We start from the raw sequence: 21146 nt of genomic DNA on the forward strand, positions 1-21146 counted from the left end.
CGGGCTTTTTTCGTTAGGCATTATCTTTTTTCTTAGGTCCGCGCTTATCGAAGGGTTTGTCTTTCTTGCCTTCGAACTTGCCGGGCCTGTCGCCTGCGGCATTGGCCTTTTTCTTCCAGGGCTTGTCTTCGCTACGGCGCTCGCCGCCGAAATCACCCTTGCCAGCAAACTTCTTCTGGGCCTTTGGCGGGCGGGTGTCCTCGCGGCTCTTGCCCGTCATTTCGGGCTTGCCTTCCATGGCCTTGACCCGGATTCCCTTTTCCAGGGTCATGTCCTTGCCGAGCGCGGACTCGAAGCGGTCGACGGCATCGGCTGCCAGTTCCACATAGGTTTCCGTCTGCTGCATGCGGATCGCGCCGATATCCTGGCGGGTCAGCTTGCCGAAGCGGCAAAGCATGGGGATCAGCCAGCGGGGCTCAGCATTCTGCTTACGGCCGACCGAAAGGGTAAACCAGGCGCTGTCGGCAAAGTCCGAGCGATCGCGACGCGGCGCGTTGTTCTCAACGGTTTCAAAGCTATCGCGACGCGGCTTGCGACCATCCAATGCAACTTCCGCAATGTCTTCGGGTGCAGAGCGGCCGGAATGATACATGCGCACAAAGGCCGCAGCGACCTTCTCTGCACCGTGCTGCTCCAGAAGCTTGGTAACGAAATCGCGTTCGTCATCGCTCACGGCTTCGTTTAGCGACGGATCGGCCAGCAGGCGGGCACCATCGCGTTCGACGATCTCGTCTGCAGATGGCGGATGAACCCAAGCGGGACTGATCTTGGCACCTTCCAGGAGACGTTCGGCCTTGCGGCGCTGATTGACGGGAACGACGATTGCGCTGACGCCCTTTTGACCGGCGCGGCCCGTACGGCCCGAGCGGTGAAGAAGCGTTTCGGAATTGGTCGGCAGATCGGCGTGGATCACCAATTCCAGGCCAGGCAGATCGATGCCACGGGCAGCGACGTCGGTTGCGACGCAAACGCGGGCGCGACCGTCGCGCATAGCCTGGAGCGCGTGGGTACGTTCGTTCTGGGACAATTCACCGGACAACGCGACCACGGAGAAGCCACGATTGTTCAGGCGTGCCGTCAGGTGATTGACGGCAGCGCGCGTCGAGCAGAAAACGATGGCGTTACGCGCCTCGTAGAAACGCAGCGCATTGATGATGGCGTGCTCGCGATCCGAAGGCGCAACCATCATGGCGCGATATTCGATATCGACATGCTGCTTCTGCTCGGAAGCGGTGGCGATGCGCACAGCGTTTTTCTGGTAGCTCTCGGCAAGCTTGGCGATGCTGCGCGGAACGGTGGCGGAGAACATCAGCGTCCGGCGATCCTCAGGCGATTCTTCCAGAATGAATTCCAGGTCTTCGCGGAAGCCGAGATCGAGCATCTCGTCTGCTTCGTCGAGCACCACGGCGCGCAGCGACGACAGATCGAGTGCACCGCGCTTGATGTGGTCGCAGATACGCCCAGGCGTGCCGACAACGATATGAGAACCGCGTTCGAGCGCACGGCGTTCGTTGCGGATATCCATGCCGCCCACACAGGAGGCAATCGAGACACCGGCAAATTCGTAGAGCCACTCAAGCTCGCGCTTTACCTGCATGGCAAGTTCGCGAGTGGGCGCAATGGCGAGAGCGAGCGGAGCGCCAGCTTGGCCGAAACGCTCACCATTGGTAAGAAGGGTGCGCGCCAGCGCTATGCCGAAAGCGACCGTCTTGCCCGAACCGGTCTGCGCCGAAACCAGCGCGTCCTTATCGGCAAGTTCCGGGTCCAGCATGGACTGCTGAACGGGGGTCAAGTCTTTGTAGCCGCGCTTCTCCAACGCCTGCGCAATCGCAGGGGCGATACCCTGAGTGTCTGTCATCTACCGTCTTTCGGAATATGGATGCCTGCATTTGTCCCAAACGGACGACGTCACACAGGCCATTAAGGCCACTATGGCCATTTCATGTGGCGCGCTTTTACTGCGATTGCCCGACTTTGTACAGTGCGGGCCGGTACGCTTGCCGATTTTGCCTTTTCGCCTTCGTTTGGGGAGCATGCCGGTCGTGTCCACAACCGTACCGCATGGTTCACAAACGGCATTGCATGGCCTTATCCTTTTCGCTAAGAGACCCGCAACCTGTAAGCCCGGTTTTTCCGGGGGAAACGGGATGTGTGCTTATCTGCCGCTCTCGCGGCGCAGTGGGATGGTACTGGTCTAGGCTATGGCTCGCATTGTCATGAAATTCGGCGGCACGTCCGTCGCAAACCTCGAACGTATTCACAATGTCGCACGACATGTGAAACGTGAAGTGGATGCCGGCCATGAAGTGGCCGTGGTGGTTTCGGCGATGTCCGGAAAGACCAACGAACTTGTCGACTGGGTGCAAAACACGCCAAAGGTCGCCGGTGCCAGTGGCTCCGCATCCTTTTACGATGCGCGTGAATATGATGCCGTCGTTGCATCTGGCGAACAGGTCACATCCGGTCTCCTGGCGATCGCGCTCCAGTCCATGGGTGTGAACGCCCGCTCGTGGCAGGGTTGGCAGATCCCGATCCGCACCGACAACGCCCATGGCGCGGCACGCATTCTCGATATCGACGGTTCCGATATCATTCGCCGCATGGGTGAAGGGCAGGTCGCAGTCATCGCCGGTTTCCAGGGTCTTGGCCCGGATAATCGCATCGCGACCCTTGGACGTGGCGGTTCCGATACGTCCGCCGTTGCGATCGCCGCAGGCGTCAAGGCAGACCGCTGCGACATCTATACCGATGTGGACGGCGTCTACACGACCGATCCGCGCATCGAGCCGAAGGCTCGTCGCCTGAAAAAGGTGGCGTTCGAGGAAATGCTCGAAATGGCCTCTCTCGGTGCCAAGGTTCTGCAGGTCCGTTCGGTCGAGCTTGCCATGGTGCACAAGGTCCGTACCTTCGTGCGCTCCAGCTTTGAAGATCCCGATGCGCCGGGCATGGGTGACCTTATCAATCCGCCCGGTACTTTGATTTGTGACGAGGATGAAATCGTGGAACAGGAAGTCGTAACCGGCATCGCCTATGCCAAGGATGAAGCGCAAATCTCGCTGCGTCGCCTCTCGGATCGTCCGGGCGTGTCGGCCGCGATTTTCGGCCCGCTCGCTGAAGCGCATATCAATGTCGATATGATCGTGCAGAACATCTCCGAAGACGGTTCGCGCACCGATATGACCTTTACGGTTCCTTCCGGCGATGCTCCCAAGGCCCTCAAGGTCCTCGAAGATAACAAGGCGCAGATCGGCTTCGACGTCGTGCAGAACGAGACCGGCCTTGCCAAAGTGTCGGTCATCGGTATCGGCATGCGCAGCCATGCGGGCGTTGCCGCAAGCGCGTTCAAGGCGCTGGCTGAAAAGAACATCAACATCAAGGCGATCACCACCTCGGAAATCAAGATTTCGATCCTGATCGACGGTGCCTATGCCGAACTTGCAGTTCGCACTTTGCATTCTGCTTATGGTCTGGATAAAAGTTGATTCTTGAACGTCGGCACACGTTATTCGATTCTATCTGAAGCGCGCTGTTCTGATGCAAGTGCCATTTCCGGCTTGTGGGCTGGAGGCGGTACGCTATAAATTTGATTGAGCCTTTCGTGCGTGCCGCAATGGTTCGCACGATCGGCATTCGGGAGTATGCGCGATGAGAGACCTTTCCGCAGGTCCGCGTGTCCTTCTCAGGCGGCTTCGCGAAATGATGGCGGAGCATCTTGAGCCGCAGGAGCGCCTCGACCAGATTGTCCGGCAGATTGCCAGCAACATGGTTGCCGAAGTGTGTTCCGTTTACGTGCTTCGTTCCGACAGTATTCTCGAGCTCTACGCGACCGAAGGTCTGAACAAGGATGCGGTGCATCTTGCCCAGTTGAAAATGGGGCAAGGTCTTGTCGGCACCATTGCCGCTTCCGCTCAGCCACTCAATCTTTCGGACGCGCAGGCGCATCCTGCATTCCGCTATCTCCCTGAAACGGGTGAAGAAATTTATCATTCCTTCCTCGGTGTGCCGATTTTGAGATCCGGTCGCACTCTTGGCGTTCTTGTCGTCCAGAACAAGACCAGCCGAACCTACCGGGAGGATGAAGTTGAAGCCCTTGAGACAACCGCAATGCTTATTGCGGAAATCGTGGCGAGCGGCGAATTGAAGAAAATTACCCGCCCCGGCGTGGAATTGGACCTGACCAGAGCCGTCTCCATCGACGGCGACGCCTATGGTGAAGGCATCGGACTTGGTCATGTGGTTCTCCACGATCCCCGCATTGTCGTCACCAACCTGCTGAACGAAGATGCCGATACCGAAATCCGCCGCCTTGCCGAAGCCATCGGCTCGCTGCGCATTTCGATCGACGACATGTTGCAGCGTCGTGATGTCGCCACCGAAGGCGAGCATCGCGAGGTGCTGGAAACCTATCGTATGTTCGCCCATGACCAGGGCTGGGTTCGCCGAATGGAAGAGGCGATCCGCAACGGTTTGACCGCGGAAGCTGCGGTGGAGAAGGTGCAGAGCGACACCAAGGCGCGCATGATGCGCCTGACCGATCCTTATCTGCGCGAGCGGATGCATGATTTCGACGATCTGGCAAACCGCTTGCTGCGCCAGCTGATGGGTTTTGGTGGCAGAGGCCCCGAACACGAATTTCCGCTCGATGCCATCGTGCTGGCGCGCGCCATGGGCGCTGCCGAGCTTCTGGATTATCCCCGGGAAAAGCTGCGTGGTCTGGTGCTGGAAGATGGTGCCGTGACGAGCCACGTGGTGATCGTGGCCCGTGCGATGGGCATTCCCGTGATCGGCCAGGCAACGGGAATCGTGGCGCTGGCTGAAAACAACGACCCGATCATCATCGACGGTGATGATGGCAAGGTGCATTTGCGGCCTCTCGCGGACTTGCAGCGTGCCTATGAGGAGAAGGTCCGTCTTCGCGCCCGCCGGCAGGAACAGTTCCGTGCGCTGCGCGATGTGGAGCCGGTGACCAAGGATGGCCAGAAGGTCAGCCTGAAGATGAATGCCGGGCTGCTGGTCGATCTGCCGCAGCTTGAGGAGTCCGGTGCGGATGGCATCGGCCTGTTCCGCACGGAACTGCAATTCATGATCGCATCCAACATGCCGAAGGGCGAGGAGCAGGAGGCCTTCTATCGAAGCGTACTGCGCCAGGCCAAGGGCAAGCCGGTGACCTTCCGCACGCTCGATATCGGCGGTGACAAGGTCGTCTCCTATATGCGTGGGCAGGAAGAAGAAAACCCCGCTCTCGGTTGGCGCGCCATTCGTCTGTCGCTTGATCGCCCGGGTCTGCTGCGCACCCAGATGCGCGCGCTCCTGCGTGCGGCCTCCGGCGCCGAGTTGAAGATGATGTTGCCGATGGTCACGGAAGTCTCAGAAATTCACGCCGTTCGCGAGTTGATGCAGAAGGAAGTTCAGCATCTTTCGAAGTTCAGCCATGCGCTGCCGCGCAAGCTGCAATTCGGCGTGATGCTCGAAGTGCCGTCGCTGATGTGGCAGCTCGACGAGTTGATGTCGGAAGTGGATTTCGTCTCTGTCGGATCGAACGATCTGTTCCAGTTTGCGATGGCGGTGGATCGCGGCAACGCCCGGGTCTCGGACCGCTTCGACAATCTGGGCAAGCCGTTCCTGCGTATTCTGCGCGACATCGTTCGAGCTGGCGAACGCAACAACACGCCAGTGACGCTCTGCGGCGAAATGGCGAGCAAGCCATTGTCGGCGATGGCGCTGATCGGACTCGGTTTCCGCTCGATTTCGATGTCGCCAACCGCAATCGGCCCGGTCAAGGCCATGCTGCTTGGGGTCGATGCTGGGCTGTTGGCGCAAGAACTGAATGCGGCTCTCGATGACAGCAAATCATTGGAAAGTACGCGTGATTTGCTGGTGCGGTTTGCTTCGACCCATTCGATCCCTATCTAAGCACGACTATAAAAAGTGGAGTATGTGACAGGTGGCGAAGCTTCCCGTCGAGAAAATGCGTGAGCTTGAACGCCGCTTCGGCGAGATCGAAGCGCGTATGTCCGCAGGCCCTGCCGCGGATGTCTATGTCAAGTTGGCCTCCGAATATTCGGAACTGCAGCCGGTGGTGAAGACGATCCGCGAATATGAGAGGGCGCAAGCCGAGGCCGCCGATCTAGAAGCGATCCTGTCCGACAAGACGATGGATCGCGACATGCGCGAGCTTGCCGAGGCGGAACTGCCAGACCTTTCCGAGCGCATCGAAGCGTTGGAAAAGGATATGCAAATCCTGCTCCTGCCAAAGGATGCGGCAGACGAAAAGAGCGCAATCCTTGAAATCCGCGCTGGCACTGGCGGCTCTGAAGCGGCTTTGTTTGCCGGCGATCTCTTCCGCATGTATGAGCGTTTTGCCAGCGGCAAGGGCTGGAAGGTGGAGGTGCTGTCCTCAAGTGAAGGGGAAGCCGGCGGCTTCAAGGAAATCATCGCGACGATCAGTGGCCGTGGCGTGTTCTCTAAGCTCAAATTCGAATCCGGCGTTCACCGCGTCCAGCGCGTGCCCGAAACGGAAGCGGGCGGGCGCATCCACACATCTGCCGCAACGGTCGCCGTGTTGCCGGAAGCTGAGGATATCGACATCGAAATCCGCCCCGAGGATATCCGGATCGATACGATGCGTGCATCCGGTGCTGGCGGCCAGCACGTCAACACGACGGATTCTGCGGTTCGCATCACCCATTTGCCGACCGGCCTCATCGTCACGTCGTCGGAAAAGTCTCAGCACCAGAACCGCGCCAAGGCGATGCAGGTTCTGCGCTCTAGGCTTTACGATATCGAGCGGCAGAAGGCCGACAGCGAGCGTTCGGCCGACCGAAAGAGCCAGGTGGGTTCGGGCGATCGCTCCGAGCGTATCCGCACCTACAACTTCCCGCAGGGTCGCGTCACCGACCACCGCATCAACCTGACGCTCTACAAACTCGATCGGATGATCGAAGGCGATATTGACGAGTTGGTCGATGCGCTGGTTGCCGATTATCAGGCAGGCCAGTTGGCCCAGCTCGGCGAGCAGCAGTGAGCGTCGATCCAACGGTCCAAGCTGTGGTGGCTGAGGCGCGGCGGCGTCTTGCGGTTGCGGGCATCGCTGACCCGTCGACGGATGCACGGTTGTTGATCGGCGAGGTCATCGGTTTTTCGCTGACAGATTTTGTTCTGAATGGATCGCGGACGATCAATCCAGATGAAGCCGGACGGATCGAAGATATGATTGCGCGGCGGGAGAATGGCGAGCCAGTCCATCGCATCCTCGGACATCGCGAATTCTTCGGCCTGGACTTTCTCATGTCAGCCGGAACATTGGAGCCGAGGCCGGATACCGAAGTGCTGGTCGAGTCCGTGTTGCCGTATCTGCAGGCCGTTGTTGCGGATAAGGGCAGCGCGCGTATTCTCGATATGGGGATTGGCACTGGCGCCATATGCCTGTCGCTGTTGTATTCGGTTCCTGAAGCCACGGGCGTTGGCAGCGACGTGTCGGTCGATGCTTTGGCGACCGCCTACCGCAATGCGGAAAGGTTTGCGCTGGACACCAGGTTTCAGACCGTGGAAAGCGATTGGTTCAATGATATTTCCGGGCGCTTCGACATAATCTTGTCAAACCCGCCTTATATTAGAACAGACGTCATCGATACATTGGATCGCGAAGTTCGCGAATTTGACCCCATGATCGCCCTGGATGGCGGTGCGGATGGCCTTCTCCCTTACAGAGTCATAGCTGAAAAAGCAGTGGATTTTCTCGAAAGTGGTGGAGTGGTCGGGGTCGAAATAGGTTACGATCAGATGGCAGATGTAACGACCATATTTGCATCGCAGGGATATGATTGCATCGAGTGCGTCAAAGACTATGGCGGCAACGATAGGGTATTGTTATTCCGCAAATAGGTCGAGAAACGGCTGCGGGTGTTTTGTTCAAGGATATTTTGCAAAGCAAAAGAAAAGGCTTGGATTTCCGCAGGAAGCGGGCTAGTTTGCGGCCACATGCCGGGTGGCTGAGGGCGAAATTAGATTCGCCAGGGTTTGGATCAGTCCCGAAGCGGGTTCTCTTGGAGAACTCTGAAAGGCTGGGCATTTCCGGCATGTGATTCAGGAAACTTTGTTCGCAAGCGGCTAGATGCAGCATATGCGCATCGGGTCGGCAAACGCGAGGTCTTGTCTCTGTGAAGAGCAAGTCGCGTAATGGTCGCGGTTCAGGAGAGGGCTTGTTCCTTGCCCGGATCGCATCGAAAAACGAGAATTGTCAGCACAACAGAATTCAGGTGAGCAATTGATGAGGCCAGGACAGCAAAACAAGCGCGGCCGGGGGCGTAATAACAACAACAATAATAATGGCGGCGGAAACAACAATAATTTTAACCGTAAAGGTGGAAATCCGCTGACCAGAACTTACGACAGTTCCGGCCCCGACGTGAAGATCCGCGGCACTGCCCAGCATATTGCGGAAAAATACGCCGCGCTTGCCCGTGATGCTCAGAGCTCCGGCGACCGCGTCATTGCGGAAAACTACCTGCAGCACGCCGAACATTACAACCGTATCATTGCATCCGCGCAGGCGCAGATGCAGGAACGCTTCCAGCGCGACGATCGTGGCGAATACGGCAACGACCGTGACGGCGACGATATGGATGGAAACGACAATGACGACGTCGTCGTTGTTCTGCCGATCGCGCATGAACAGAACGAACAGCGTGCGCAGCGTCAGGACCAGCCTGAACGTCAGGAGCGCCAAGAGCGTCCCGAACGCCAGGATCGTCAAGACAGAGGTGAGCGTCGCGACCGCCGCGAGCGCCCGAATCGTCCTGATCGTCAGCCGCGCGAAGCCCAAGCCGAGGAAGGCGCAGAAGCCGCTGCCGCGGCACCAGTCGTCGTCGCGCCGGTTTACGATGCAAGCTCTGCACCGCAGCCTGTGATCGAAGGCACGCCGAAGGAAGTGGCAGTCGAAGAGGAAGCCCAGGCTGAAGCCGGTGCAAGCGAGCGCGCACCGCGCCGCGCACGCAGCACCAGCCCGCGTCCTCGTCGCCCACGCCGCACGGCTGGTGCCGAGGAGGCAGAAGGCGGTGAGCCTTCCGAATTGGAGAAGGCTGCCGAATAAGGCCGGTCTTCACAGTGAGAAAAAGAAAAAGCGATGGGTGAAAATCCATCGCTTTTTTGTTGGGATACTTATCGCTTCGTGCGAAGCGGCACCTGACTCGCAAAGCCTATCGCGAACGTTCAGATGCGCTCCTGACGCTTTAGCTCCTTCTTCCGCCGCATGTCGTTATCGCAAAACCGCTGGACGCGCTCGGGCGACACGCTTGAGGCCATTGCAATCAAGCGTTACGCAGTCGACCCTGCATCAGATCAATAACCGCGCGGGCTGCTTCGAGCACATTGGTGCCGGGTCCGAAAACTGCGGCAACGCCGCTATTGAGCAGAAACTGATAGTCCTGCCGCGGGATGACGCCGCCGACGATGACGATGATGTTCTGCGCACCCTTGGCCCTCAGAGCGTCCACAAGTTGCGGCGCAAGCGTCTTGTGGCCGGCGGCAAGCGAGGACATGCCAACCACGTGCACCTTGTTCTCCACTGCGAGTTCAGCGGCTTCTTCCGGTGTCTGGAACAGCGGTCCCGCAAGCACGTCGAAGCCGATATCGCCGAATGCCGATGCGATGATTTTTGCGCCCCGGTCGTGGCCGTCTTGGCCGAGCTTTGCCACCATCATGCGCGGCTTGCCACCAACGGCGCTCGTCAGGTCGCCGATCCGGTCGCGCAAGGTCGCGAATTCAGGATCGTCCTCATAGGCCGCACCGTAAACATCGTGGACGACTTCCGGGACGGCGGCATGGTCTCCAAAGACAGTACGCATGGCGTCCGAAATTTCTCCGACAGTGGCTCTTGCACGCGCTGCCTCCACGGCCGCTTCCAGCAGATTTCCCTGTCCAGTGCGTGCGACGTCCGAAAGCGTCGCCAACGTCTTTTCGACGTCGTTCGGGTTGCGCTGGCGTCGCACGGTCTCCAAGCGCTTGATTTGTGAGGCGCGAACGGCTGAGTTGTCGATGTCGAGGATGTCGATCGGCTCTTCGTTTTCCAGCCGGAACCTGTTGACGCCGACGATGATTTCTTCGCCACGATCGACGGCGGCCTGGCGCTTCGTCGCAGCTTCCTCGATCAACCGCTTCGGCAAGCCTTCGTCGACCGCCTTTGTCATGCCGCCCAGTTGCTCGACCTCTTCAATCAGCGCCCAGGCCTTTTCTGCAAGCTCGCTCGTCAGGCTCTCGACATAGTAAGAACCTGCCAAAGGATCGACCACTTTGGTGATGCCGGTTTCATGCTGCAAAATGAGCTGAGTGTTGCGGGCGATGCGCGCGGAAAAATCGGTGGGCAGCGCCATCGCCTCATCGAGCGCATTGGTGTGTAGAGATTGCGTGCCGCCAAGTACGGCAGAGAGTGCCTCATAGGCCGTGCGAATGACGTTGTTGTAAGGATCCTGCTCCTGCAGGGAGACGCCGGATGTCTGGCAGTGGGTGCGCAGCATCATCGATGATGCCTTTTGTGGATTGAACTCTTCCATGATCCGCGACCAAAGAAGACGTGCGGCGCGGAGCTTTGCCGCTTCCATGAAGAAGTTCATGCCGATGGCGAAAAAGAACGACAGGCGGCCTGCAAAGTCATCGACATTAAGCCCCTTCTTCAAGGCCGCACGCACGTATTCGCGACCATCTGCCAGCGTGAAGGCCAGTTCCTGAACGAGCGTCGCGCCCGCTTCCTGCATATGATAGCCGGAAATTGAGATGGAGTTGAAACGCGGCATTTCGCGCGCCGTATACTCGATGATGTCGGCGATGATGCGCATCGAGGGTTCGGGCGGATAGATATAGGTGTTGCGAACCATGAATTCTTTGAGAATGTCATTCTGGATGGTGCCGGAAAGCTCGGCGCGTGAGCATCCCTGCTCTTCACCGGCGACGATGAAGGAGGCGAGGATCGGGATCACTGCGCCATTCATCGTCATGGAGACCGACATTTCTTTCAGGGGAATGCCGTCAAACAGGATCTTCATGTCCTCGACGGAATCGATCGCCACGCCCGCTTTGCCGACATCGCCGACCACCCGTACGTGGTCGCTGTCATAGCCGCGGTGGGTGGCGAGGTCGAAGGCGACGGACAGGCCCTTTTGGCCAGCGGCCAAATTCCGTTTGTAAAAGGCGTTGGATTCTTCTGCCGTCGAGAAGCCTGCATATTGCCGGATCGTCCAGGGACGGCCCGCATACATTGTCGCCCGGGGGCCGCGCACGAATGGCTTGAAGCCTGGCAGGCTGTCGAGATGCGAAACGTTCTCCAGGTCTTGCACGGTATAGAGCGGCTTGACGTCGATCCCCTCAGGCGTCTGCCAAGTCAACGTATCGGGCGACCGCTTGAGTTCTTTCTCAGCCAGTTTCTCCCAATCCATCACCGACTTTTCCTCCGACATACCTGTCTCCCTGTTGCGTTTAATCTCAAGCAAGCGCCGCTTGTTTTTCAAGCGACGCTATAGCAAAGCCAACGTTTATCTCTCGATCCGGTCGCATAGGAATGCGGCCTGAGGGACAGGTTAGAAAGCAATGGGTGATTTAACAACCGCTACGATCGTTCGAACTCAAGCCTTGCGCCCAAGCGACATGATGCGCTCACGCAATGCTTTCGCCAGATTGCGGGTATTTCGATACATATGAACCTGGGCTGCCACCTGACGCACGTCGCGGTCGCTGTTTTCCGAGAGGCCGATGACCAGAGTTCCTATCTCGGCCGAAGCGCCCCATAACTGGTTCAGAGGCAATTCTTCTTCCGGAACGCAACTGTCGGTGCGAATGATGTTGGCATCGTCAAGCTGCCATTCGGTCAGTCGGTGTGCAAGAAGCCGCTCCGGCATATAATTGGCGTAACGCTCGTTGAAGGCGGCCTTCCAAATATAAGCTTCGCCCATCGCCATTAGGATGACCACGGAGGCGATCGCTTCTCCGTTGAGGTTCAGCGTATGAATACGCGCCGAATCGATCTCCGAGAGATTGTGAATGGCTTCGCGGGCGAAAGCGGTGCGGTAGCGGTCGGTCACGAGCGCAGTGCGCTTGCGGTTGCTCGTGCCATGCGCCTCTAGCGCCAGAAATTCCTCCATCCGCATGCGGATATCACGGGGCTGACGGGCAACGTCGTAGGTAACTTCTCCCATTGCTTCCAAATCAGACCACTTGGCCTTGAGAAGCGCACGCTCATCGGGCGAAAGCCTGCCTTGAAGGAAGCTGTCGGCATCCGGACCGTTGTCCAGAAGCGACCTTCTGTCACGTTCGGCAGTCGCCACGGGCAGGTTGCGGGTCATGGCGATCGTTCGGATCATTCGCACGACGGGGCCGTTCAATCGCACCGATGGAAGAACGAGAACCTTTGGAAGCCGCAGTTCCGGCTGCATCAAGGCGTCGATGAGATTGTCGATCGTTTCACCGGCACCTTCGATATCGACGAGCGGCGTTCCAAGCGGACCAAATGGGTTGGCCCACGCCCGCAGGATGGAGGGGCCGACGGAAAAGCCGGGCTTCTCGACGGTGAAAGGCATAAGGAAACGCATGCGGCTGCGCGTGCCGTTTTCATCCCGCATCAACGCGAAGCGCACCGAGCGGTCGTCGATGCGCGGCATGGCAGGCGCGAGCAGACGACCGGTGAAAAAGACGTTCGGCTCCATTACGCGGTTAGATAGAAAATCGAGTTCTTCCTGAAGGTCGTAACCGAGCTGTGCGGGATAGATGCAAAATTCACGGCCTTCGCGGCCAACACGGATACTGCTGTCGGCTTCAGGTCTCGCCAATTCAGCGGCGGTCCTTACCATGGCGAATCGATTTTCGCTTAAATCCGGATCGTTTGGGTCGCTTGCCATGCTTTTTCTATACCATTTCTGGATGCAGGATTACCATAAAAGCCGAAGAGCTTCCGTACTTTAATTGGGATCAGGCGTGTAAAACCGGCGGCGACGCCTCAGGCTCAAGCGCGTACCATAACGTACCGATCATAGATTGAGATCCGACAAATGTTGAGAGCCATCTAAAACGAATATTCGCATGAGATCATAAGTCCGGAACGACGGGAGCGCGTTTTCGAGCCGGGAGAACGCCAAGTACCAGGGCACAACCGATGATAATGATACCTGCTCCGACGAACTGCGCTGCCGAGAGCGGTTCATCCAACACGAACGCGCCGATGAAGACGGCAATGACGGTGACCACGAATTCCACGCTGATCGTCTTGGTCGCGCCGATTGTCGCGACGAGGCGGAAATAGGTGATGTAAGTCAGCGCACTCATGAAGATCGCAAGGGCGAAGAGGTAAACAATATCGAGCAAGGACGGCATGGTCGGGATAGGCACGACGGCAAGCAGCGGCAGAGTGACGGCGCCGCCCGCAAAGAACGAGCCGATGGTAATCTCCCAGGAGCCCGTGCCTTTCAAATAGCGGCTGGCGTAATTGCTGCCGAAAGCTGCGCACAAGCAACCGAGCATGCAGGAGATGCAGCCCAACACGAAGGCCTGTGTGACCGGAACGGCAGGGAAGCCAACCAGAATGACGATGCCGAGAATGCCGAAAGCAATTCCAAGCAACGACTGCGGCGATATCTTCTCCAAACCCCAAAACTGGCCGATCAGCATGGAAAACAAAGGTATGCTGGCGACGAGGATGGCTGCCATCGCCGTGCCTATCAGCGGCGTGGCATAAGACAGACCGATCAATTGGCCGGCAACAGTCGTTGCTCCCACCACCGCAAAGGCGCGCCATCCGGCGGAAAAGTCCAGGTTTCGACCGATGGCCTTGGCGACCAGATAAAGCGTGATGCTGGCGATGAAGCATCTGATGGATACGGCCCCGACCCAGCCGAACGCGCCCACCGCATGAAGCACGAGCATGAAGGAGAGCCCCCATGCCACTGCAAGAAAAATATAGGCGGCGAGTTGACCCGGCTTCATGGCGTCGATTGTTCCGGCAAGAGAGATGGTGCCGCAACAGTTAGGCAAGGGCCCGCACACGGTCAAATGGATTTTCCCGAATGATCGTAGCGCACTTGCATTATAGCGTTGCCAGCAGCCGGTTGCTCAACGTACCAGCCGACGCCGCCTGCATGGAAACCTTCTTCTCCACCGCTTCAATGACGGTGTCAGTGAAGTCGACATTGGTCAACTCGCGGATGTGGCCAAGACCACCCGGCGAAAAGACGTTCACCTCAAGGATTTTGTCGCCTACAATATCGAGCCCGACAAGAAACATCCCGTCCTCGACAAGCTTCGGTCGCATCATTTCCGCAAGCGCCAAGACGTCGTCATTGACTTCCACCGCTTCTGCCGTGCCAGAAGCATGGATGTTGGAGCGCAGGTCTCCCTTCGCCGGAACGCGGCGAAGCGCAGCATAGGCACCATCACGCATCAACGGCTCACCATTCATCATGAAGAAGCGGATGTCGCCGTTCTTCGCCGCCGGTAAATAGGCCTGGGCGATAAGATAACCCTCGATGCTGATCGCCTCGAAAATCTGGTTGAGGTTCGTTTCCTTGGACGAGCCGATCTTGAAGACGTTCTTGCCGCCGGACCCTTGAAGGGGCTTAACGATGACGCCTTTCGGATGGGCGTCGGCAAAGGCACGAATTTCCTCGACGTTGCGGGAGATCAATGTGGTCGGACGAACGATCTCGGGGAAGCTTTGGAAGTAGAGCTTATTCTGGGCAAGCGCCAGCCCTTCCGGGTCGTTGAGAACAATCACGCCGCGCTGTTCTGCCAGTCGTCCGAAAAGAATGCCGGAGTGGACCGCCCAAGGCCGTGCGGTCTGATCGAGGGAAGGATCGTTGCGCAGCATCAACGCATCGATCTCCTCGATGTTGATCGTCTCACGCTGCAACTGACGTTCTTGCAATGTGGCGTGGAAAGCTTCCACCTTCTTGTATTTTTGCTTCGGCATGACGAGCGCATGAACGACGAGCGTATCATCCGGGCGAAGGGTAAAATCGCCCGGTGTCAGGTAGATAACCTCGTGGCCACGATTGAGAGCGGCCATGGCCAGGAGGCCGGTGGCGTAGCTTGGATGTTCACCTTCGATTGAATTGACGAAAAACGCTAGGCGCATGGGTCCCCTCCTTAAAGCGTGGCCATTTCGGCGATGGAAAGTCCTGATCGTATTTTTTCGAGCCGCTCATTGGCGCGTGTGAGCAAGAGAAAGGTCGGTCGAATTCCGGGTGGCCGCAGTAGGCCGCGCAAGGAAAGCTCCTGCATGATGGGGAAATGGGCGGCGGAAATCTTGCCCATCCAAAAGGGATCGAGAGCGCCGCCCTTGCGCAGATGCTGGAGGATTTCATTCAGCCCACGAAGATAGATGGCGTCCTTCGGCAGTCCGCCGCCGCGATAGACACGCAGTACCATGTTGAAGGCATTCGCCTCATCAAAATGGTGGTCTTGCGTCACCAGCCGATAGGTCTCGACGAAGCTTGCTCCATCCAGCATGGCAGCACAGGCAACGACACGTCCGGCGACGAGGCGCAAACGCTGGCGCGTCATGCCGCCGGACAGATGTTCGGCCAGCACGGCGAGGCCCTCCTGCACGCCCTCATAGCCGGACAAGCCGCTGCGAAAGAGCCGCAGCCCTTGCGCCGAGCCGTTGAAATAGGTCAGCAGATGGACGCCAATTTCATGGTGAAGAAGAGCATCGACGCGGCGCTGTTCCATCACCGTATGCCGGGAGATCAGCAGCTTTTCACCAGTCACCATCAGCCCCGGTGGAAGGTCGTCGCGGATTTCGACACGCGCCTTGAAGCTCTCTTCTTCCTGATGATAGGCATCGACCATCTCGCGAGCCTTTTGCGCCACCTCGTAGCAGCCTACCATCGGAATATCGTCTTCATTGGTAGGCATCTTGCAGCGTGCAAGAACATCGAGCGCAAGTGTCAGCAGCTCCGGCTCCACCGACCCGTACAGCGCGCGGCCGAAATCGGTATATTGACGCTTGTGCAGATGCGCGAGCATCGTCAGTTGCAGGTCGATCTCCTGCTGCTTCTCGCGATAGAGATGATAGAGGACCGGATCTTCCAGGTGGTCGAAGGCGACCGAATAGAGTTTGCGCTTCTGCTCTTCGACATCGACGCCCAGTGGGCGATAGAGGAAATGCGGCGCGTAGTCGAAATCGCTTTGCTTAAATTCCTCGAAGGCCTGACGCGCGTTGATCGGTGTGACCGACAGGAGAAAATCGAACGATTGCGCAATTTCATCAACCGAGCGGTCGGCACGACGCACAGCATCAACAAACGCTTTTCGGCCGAGTGCGCGATGCGTCGTGATGTTCAGCGTGTTCGTCTCCGTTGCGAACGCTGAAAATGCGCGAAGCCCTGCATCGAAGAGATCGGCGATCATCGTCTCGCGCAGACCGGGATAGTCTGCGCCCGATTCCGGCTGACGGTAGATGGGCGCAAAGCGAACGCTGATGCAGGGAAAGGAGATACCAGATTCCTGTAGTCGTAAGATTGGATCCTGGACGGGTTCTGGCCGGGTAATGCGCGGTGTGCGGAAACGCACCTCGGCATCGCATATCGCCTTGATGAAAGCTTTTCGTGCCGTCTGTGTCTCGGGTTCAGCCGTCGCAGAGACGGCGACTTCGTAATGCGGCAGGAAAGGCGAATCATCGGCAAGCAGGATGTCATGCTCCAGCTCGCCGATGTCGAAAATGACGAACGCACCAAAGCGCTTCATCATCTCGTCGCCGATCGCCTGGATGATCGGTGCGGCTTCGCTCAGGCTCGAGGCGATGAGGTAGGAGGCATTGGCTGAAGCGATGTCGCGGGCTGCCAAGTTCTTCGACCCGTAAGTCAGATGGAGGCAGAGGAAGGGAAGTGGCCGATCGATGTGAAGACGACCGTCTTCGCCGATATCCTTTCGGATCGCTTGTCCTGCAGCGAGAGCGGTTGAAATCTGCGATAGCAGCGGCTCTTCGCTGGCGGGCTTGAATGGAGAGACGTTGCTCATCGGCGCTCTCCCAACACGTCTTCGAGCACTCCTTCCAACTCGATCATCGCGCGTCGAATATCGGCGATGATGCGATTGTCCGGTTCTCCAGTCCACTCATCCATGAAGATCTTCTTGAATTCGATGGCGATAGCACATCCGCTTTCAGGATATTTCTCGTGTACGAAACGTGTCTGCTCCCCGCGCCCCTGGAACGCTATATTCTCGCGCACGTCGAGCTTACGGCCTCCGATAGTGGCCGAGGAAAAATGCTCTATCACCGCATCGACCGCGAAGGTCCAGCGCTGGCGGTCCATGGAAATCGTGCCGATATTGATATCGGGCGCGTCCGCTTGAGGCGTGGCGGGGCCGTCCGCGCCGTGGCGGCGGTGGTTGTAGCTATGAATATCCAACAGGATGAAGTGTCCGTGGCGATCCTCGATGCGGTCCAAGAAGGTCGTGAGCATCGCATAGTAGTCGTCATGGAGACGAAGAGAGGCAGCAATTGCAGGTTCTTCCAAACGATCTTGCCACACCTTCAAACCCCAGGACTGTTCGGGCGTCAGATAGATCGCGGCGTCTCTTGCACGGTTGAGGTCGATCTCGAAGCGGGACCTGTGGCCGACGATCCTGTTGGTCAGGCCGCCGATCATGTCGCCGGTGAAGGGATCTTCCTCATAGAGCCGCTCAGCGTCCGACAGCGCCATGCTGGCCATGAGGTCATCGCGCAGAATGTGTCCATCATGGATTGCCGTCCCTATGATCGGAGAGTCTCCAAAGGTGGCCGACCATATCTGTCGCTGTAAAGTGCTGGATCGCGTGCTGGTGCCCGTCATCTTCCCCTCATGAAGTCGGCAGGGAAACACGAAAGCGCGAATGTTGGTTCCAGGATACCTCTAGCCTAGCGCGAAATCGGCAGGGCACATCTTGCTGGCTCAACCCCGACGGATAAGAAATCGGTGGCCCGCAGTCGTCTTGGCGGTTTCGAGAAGAGCATGGCCGTCTTCACGACACATGTGGGGAATGTCGATGACCGCGAGCGGATCGGTCGTCTCGATGATCAGGTTCTCGCCAGAACGCATAGCTCCAAGCTTTTTACGGCTGCGCAAAACTGGAAGAGGGCATTTCAGCCCTTTCAGATCGAAGACGATGTCCGTTGCCAAGGTCACTCCTTGGCCCAGAACTTCCAAAACGGCTTCTTTGCCGGTTCTTCCGGCTCCGGTGCGCTAAACGCCAGCGGATTGACCGTCGGCACCGGGACTGACTGCTGGGCCGCCCCAGGCGCCTGCGGTTTAACCTGTGTCGCGGCCGCAAGCATGATCGAGGATGGACGGGCGGCGATAGCGGGCTGTGCTGGCGTCGGTTGGGCAGTTGGCGTCGTTGCGCGTGGCGCCGAACCGGAGGCCGAGGCAATGGCAGTAGCTCCGGTGGCCGATATACCTTTCGCCGCCTTTTTCTCCATCAGCGCGGCGAACTCGGTTTCCTTCATCAGCTTGCCGGCCTTCAAGGCCGAGCCTGTCGGTGCGTAGGCCGGTTCGCGACCCTTGCGCTTGTCAGCAACCAGAACCTTGCGCTCGGCCTCGGACGGGTCGTACCAGACCATTCCGTCGAACTTCTTCATCGCCTTGTCATAGGCGAGGTCGTACGTCTTGTTGTAGCTGACCAAAGTGCTGGCAAGGGCCGGCGGCGTGCTCATGGCGGGGCAGCTTGCCGCAGCGTTAAACTGGCCACCCTGTGTCTGTTGATTGAAGACGTATTTCTTTTCGCAGACATTCACCTCTGGCGGCCGCTTGGTGACCTCGAAATGATCGTAGCCAACCTTCAGCATCTTCCAGAAGTCGTAATTCTCGCTTTTATGATGGCGCGCCATGTTTTCCGCGGTCATGCGGAACGGCAGCGCCTGAAGCTGGATCGTCTTCTGGCCACCCTTGAAGGCGTCGCGCGCAAAGGCGTAGATTTCCAGCATCTGCGCGTCGGTCATGGAGTAGCAACCCGATGACGAGCATGCCCCATGGATCATCAGGTTCGTGCCGTTGCGACCGTTCGCCTGGTCGTAGCGGTTGGGGAAACCGGTGTTGATCGAAAGGTAATAGTTCGAATAGGGGTTCATGTGACCGGGCGAAAGGTTGTAGAACCCTTCAGGCGCCTGCCTGTCTCCCTCTTTGACCTTTGGGCCGAGCTTGCCGGACCAGGCGCAGATATCGTAGGACGCAATAACCTCGAAGCGGTTGTCGCGTCGTGCTTTCCAGACTTCTAGCTTGCCTTCTTCCTTCAAGATACGAATCATGATCGGCGCATTGCGATCCATGTTCTTCTTGTCCATCTCGGCGAGGATGGTGGGGGAGAGGGGGTAATCGACCTTGTTTTTGACATGAGACACGTCACGCTCGACGGTTTCGAGCGTTTCATTGCAGCCCGCAAGCATCAGACCGGCGCAGGCAAGAAGAGCGATGTGTCTCAAACGCATGGGCGTCATACCGATTTGCATGATGTCTAATGCTCGTACGGTAAATTGAATTTGATTACAAGTCAGTTGTTTTCTCTCGCGATTCAGGTCGTTGCGGCCCGCCCTTTGATCGCTATATTCATCTCATGATCGCATTGTTCGAAGCTTATTGGCCCCACGTTCTCGCATTACTCTCGCTTGCCATGGGAACCGCGGCTGCGGTCCACGCCACGATGACGAAACAGGAGGTCCGCTCAGCCCTTGGTTGGGTCGGTGTCATCGTGTTGTCTCCCATCATCGGAGCGTTGCTCTATGCCATTGCCGGCATCAACCGGATCAGGCGCAGCAACCTCGGACAGCAGCGGTCTTTGATGCACGGGACGATCATGGATCGGGTGGCGCGGTTCGATGCCGACAACGCATTGGTTGTCGAGCGCTTTGGCCGCCGTTTCGTCGCCATGAAGACCGTGGGAGACCGGGTGACACGTACAGCGCTGACTACCGGCAACACCATCGAGACCCTGTCGGATGGCGACGAGGCCTATGCGGCCATGTTGGAGGCCATTGGTCACGCGCGTCGGTCGATCATCCTGGAAACCTATATCCTCGATCATGACCGGATCGGGCTTCGCGTTGTCTCAGCACTCGCCCGCGCCAAAGAGCGAGGCGTCGAAGTGCGTGTTCTGGTAGACGCGGTTGGCGCGCGATACTCCGTGCCCAGCATCCTCTCCAAGTTGCGGCTGGAAGAAATCAGGTCCGCGGTTTTCAACGGCAACGTGATCATGGGGCTTCGGCTGCCCTACGCCAATCTGCGCACCCACCGCAAAATCCTTATTGTCGACGGCAAGATCGCCTTCACTGGCGGCATGAACATTCGCGAAGGCTTCACCCGCGAGTTTCATGGAGACAAACAATCCCACGACACGCATTTCAAGGTCCAGGGGCCTGTCGTTGCCGATTTTTTCACGGTCGCAGCCGAGGACTGGCGCTTTGCCAGCGGCGAGCGTCTGGATGGCCCTGTGTGGGATATCACCATTCCAGATGGCGTTCCGGGTCAGCCGATCCTGATGCGTGCGGTTGCCTCCGGACCGGACAACAGCATCGAGACGAGCCACAAGATGCTGATGGGCGCGTTTTCGATTGCTAGGTCCTCGATCCGCATCATGTCGCCTTACTTCCTGCCGGATCGCGAACTGATCTCAGCGCTCACAACAGCTGCGCGCCGCGGCGTTGCGGTCGACATCATCGTGCCGGCAACCAACAATCTGATGCTCGTTGATCGCGCCATGACCGCGCAGTTCGACCAGTTGCTCAAGAGTTACTGCCGCATCTGGCGCGCCACCGGTCCCTTCAATCACTCCAAACTTCTGGTCATCGATGATCGCTGGTCTTATGTCGGCTCCTCAAATCTCGATCCACGCTCGCTTCGATTGAACTTTGAGGTGGACATGGAAGTTCTGGATGAAGGCTTTGCAAACACAGTGTCGGAACGGATAGGGCTGGCGCTTGAGAATGCAACGCCGGTGAAGCTGGAAGAGTTAAGGGCTAGGCCGTTCCTCGTTCGTCTGACGGAACGGATATTGTGGTTGGCCTCGCCTTACCTTTGACATTGGGTTGGGGTTCAACCTCCGACGTAATCCAACGGCACGGGGACCCTTGAGAATCGCGGACGATTGTCGAGGATCGCCATGCGTCGAATGAAAAAGTTAGAGCAACTGCAGTG

15 protein-coding genes are annotated in these 21146 nt (G+C 58.1%); 6 read left to right on the top strand and 9 right to left on the bottom strand.

Annotation, left to right across the window (positions count from 1 at the left end; translation table 11 throughout):
• Positions 1 to 13: 13 nt before the first annotated feature.
• Positions 14 to 1858, bottom strand: a complete 1845-nt coding sequence (locus WKI41_RS00330; RefSeq protein ID WP_340191549.1) for a DEAD/DEAH box helicase — start codon at positions 1856 to 1858, stop codon at positions 14 to 16.
• 343 nt (positions 1859 to 2201) lie between these two features.
• Here WKI41_RS00330 and WKI41_RS00335 point away from each other — a divergent pair, with 343 nt between their 5' ends.
• The 5 genes from WKI41_RS00335 to WKI41_RS00355 all read left to right on the top strand — a co-directional run bounded on the left by WKI41_RS00335 (position 2202) and on the right by WKI41_RS00355 (position 9091).
• Entirely contained in the window at positions 2202 to 3482 is a 1281-nt protein-coding gene (locus tag WKI41_RS00335; RefSeq protein WP_062423988.1) for an aspartate kinase, read from the top strand.
• A gap of 163 nt (positions 3483 to 3645) precedes the next feature.
• On the top strand, positions 3646 to 5913 hold the full coding sequence (gene ptsP, locus WKI41_RS00340; protein ID WP_340191550.1) for a phosphoenolpyruvate--protein phosphotransferase: 2268 nt from the start codon (positions 3646 to 3648) through the stop codon (positions 5911 to 5913).
• A 31-nt stretch (positions 5914 to 5944) separates the two neighbouring features.
• Positions 5945 to 7024 (top strand): peptide chain release factor 1, encoded by a 1080-nt coding sequence (gene prfA, locus WKI41_RS00345; RefSeq protein WP_340191551.1) that lies wholly within the window; start codon positions 5945 to 5947, stop codon positions 7022 to 7024.
• Positions 7021 to 7884 (top strand): peptide chain release factor N(5)-glutamine methyltransferase, encoded by an 864-nt coding sequence (gene prmC / locus WKI41_RS00350; RefSeq protein ID WP_340191552.1) that lies wholly within the window; start codon positions 7021 to 7023, stop codon positions 7882 to 7884. Before prfA ends, prmC begins: the two co-directional genes overlap by 4 nt.
• Positions 7885 to 8269: 385 nt before the next feature.
• On the top strand, positions 8270 to 9091 hold the full coding sequence (locus tag WKI41_RS00355) for a DUF4167 domain-containing protein (protein ID WP_340191553.1): 822 nt from the start codon (positions 8270 to 8272) through the stop codon (positions 9089 to 9091).
• A 217-nt stretch (positions 9092 to 9308) separates the two neighbouring features.
• On the opposite strand, the gene scpA is transcribed toward WKI41_RS00355, so the two are convergent.
• The 8 genes from scpA to WKI41_RS00395 form a co-directional block, all read right to left on the bottom strand.
• Entirely contained in the window at positions 9309 to 11450 is a 2142-nt protein-coding gene (gene scpA, locus WKI41_RS00360; RefSeq protein WP_340191554.1) for a methylmalonyl-CoA mutase, read from the bottom strand.
• A gap of 165 nt (positions 11451 to 11615) precedes the next feature.
• Entirely contained in the window at positions 11616 to 12884 is a 1269-nt protein-coding gene (locus WKI41_RS00365) for a GNAT family N-acetyltransferase (RefSeq protein WP_340191555.1), read from the bottom strand.
• 187 nt (positions 12885 to 13071) lie between these two features.
• A complete protein-coding gene (locus tag WKI41_RS00370) occupies positions 13072 to 13965 on the bottom strand; it encodes a DMT family transporter (protein ID WP_340191556.1) in 894 nt (297 codons plus the stop codon).
• A 100-nt stretch (positions 13966 to 14065) separates the two neighbouring features.
• Positions 14066 to 15112, bottom strand: coding sequence for a glutathione synthetase (locus tag WKI41_RS00375; protein WP_340191557.1), 1047 nt, complete (start codon positions 15110 to 15112; stop codon positions 14066 to 14068).
• Positions 15113 to 15123: 11 nt separating this feature from the next.
• Positions 15124 to 16998, bottom strand: coding sequence for a flavohemoglobin expression-modulating QEGLA motif protein (locus WKI41_RS00380; protein WP_340191558.1), 1875 nt, complete (start codon positions 16996 to 16998; stop codon positions 15124 to 15126).
• Positions 16995 to 17813: an N-formylglutamate amidohydrolase gene (locus tag WKI41_RS00385; RefSeq protein ID WP_340191559.1), complete on the bottom strand. Its 819-nt coding sequence runs from the start codon at positions 17811 to 17813 to the stop codon at positions 16995 to 16997. Before WKI41_RS00385 ends, WKI41_RS00380 begins: the two co-directional genes overlap by 4 nt.
• 99 nt (positions 17814 to 17912) lie before the next feature.
• The gene (locus tag WKI41_RS00390) at positions 17913 to 18146 is read right to left on the bottom strand and encodes a sulfurtransferase TusA family protein (protein ID WP_340191560.1); all 234 of its coding nucleotides are present in this window, start codon (positions 18144 to 18146) and stop codon (positions 17913 to 17915) included.
• Complete coding sequence (locus WKI41_RS00395; protein WP_340191561.1) at positions 18143 to 19444, bottom strand: L,D-transpeptidase family protein; 1302 nt, start codon at positions 19442 to 19444, stop codon at positions 18143 to 18145. The genes WKI41_RS00390 and WKI41_RS00395 overlap by 4 nt, the downstream gene beginning before the upstream one ends.
• Positions 19445 to 19569: 125 nt before the next feature.
• Between WKI41_RS00395 and WKI41_RS00400 the strand changes: the two genes are divergently transcribed.
• Complete coding sequence (locus WKI41_RS00400; protein WP_340191562.1) at positions 19570 to 21030, top strand: phospholipase D-like domain-containing protein; 1461 nt, start codon at positions 19570 to 19572, stop codon at positions 21028 to 21030.
• Positions 21031 to 21146: the final 116 nt, after the last annotated feature.

Origin of the sequence: Agrobacterium larrymoorei (assembly GCF_037722385.1) — a bacterium.
In the GTDB taxonomy this organism is placed as follows: domain Bacteria; phylum Pseudomonadota; class Alphaproteobacteria; order Rhizobiales; family Rhizobiaceae; genus Agrobacterium; species Agrobacterium larrymoorei_C.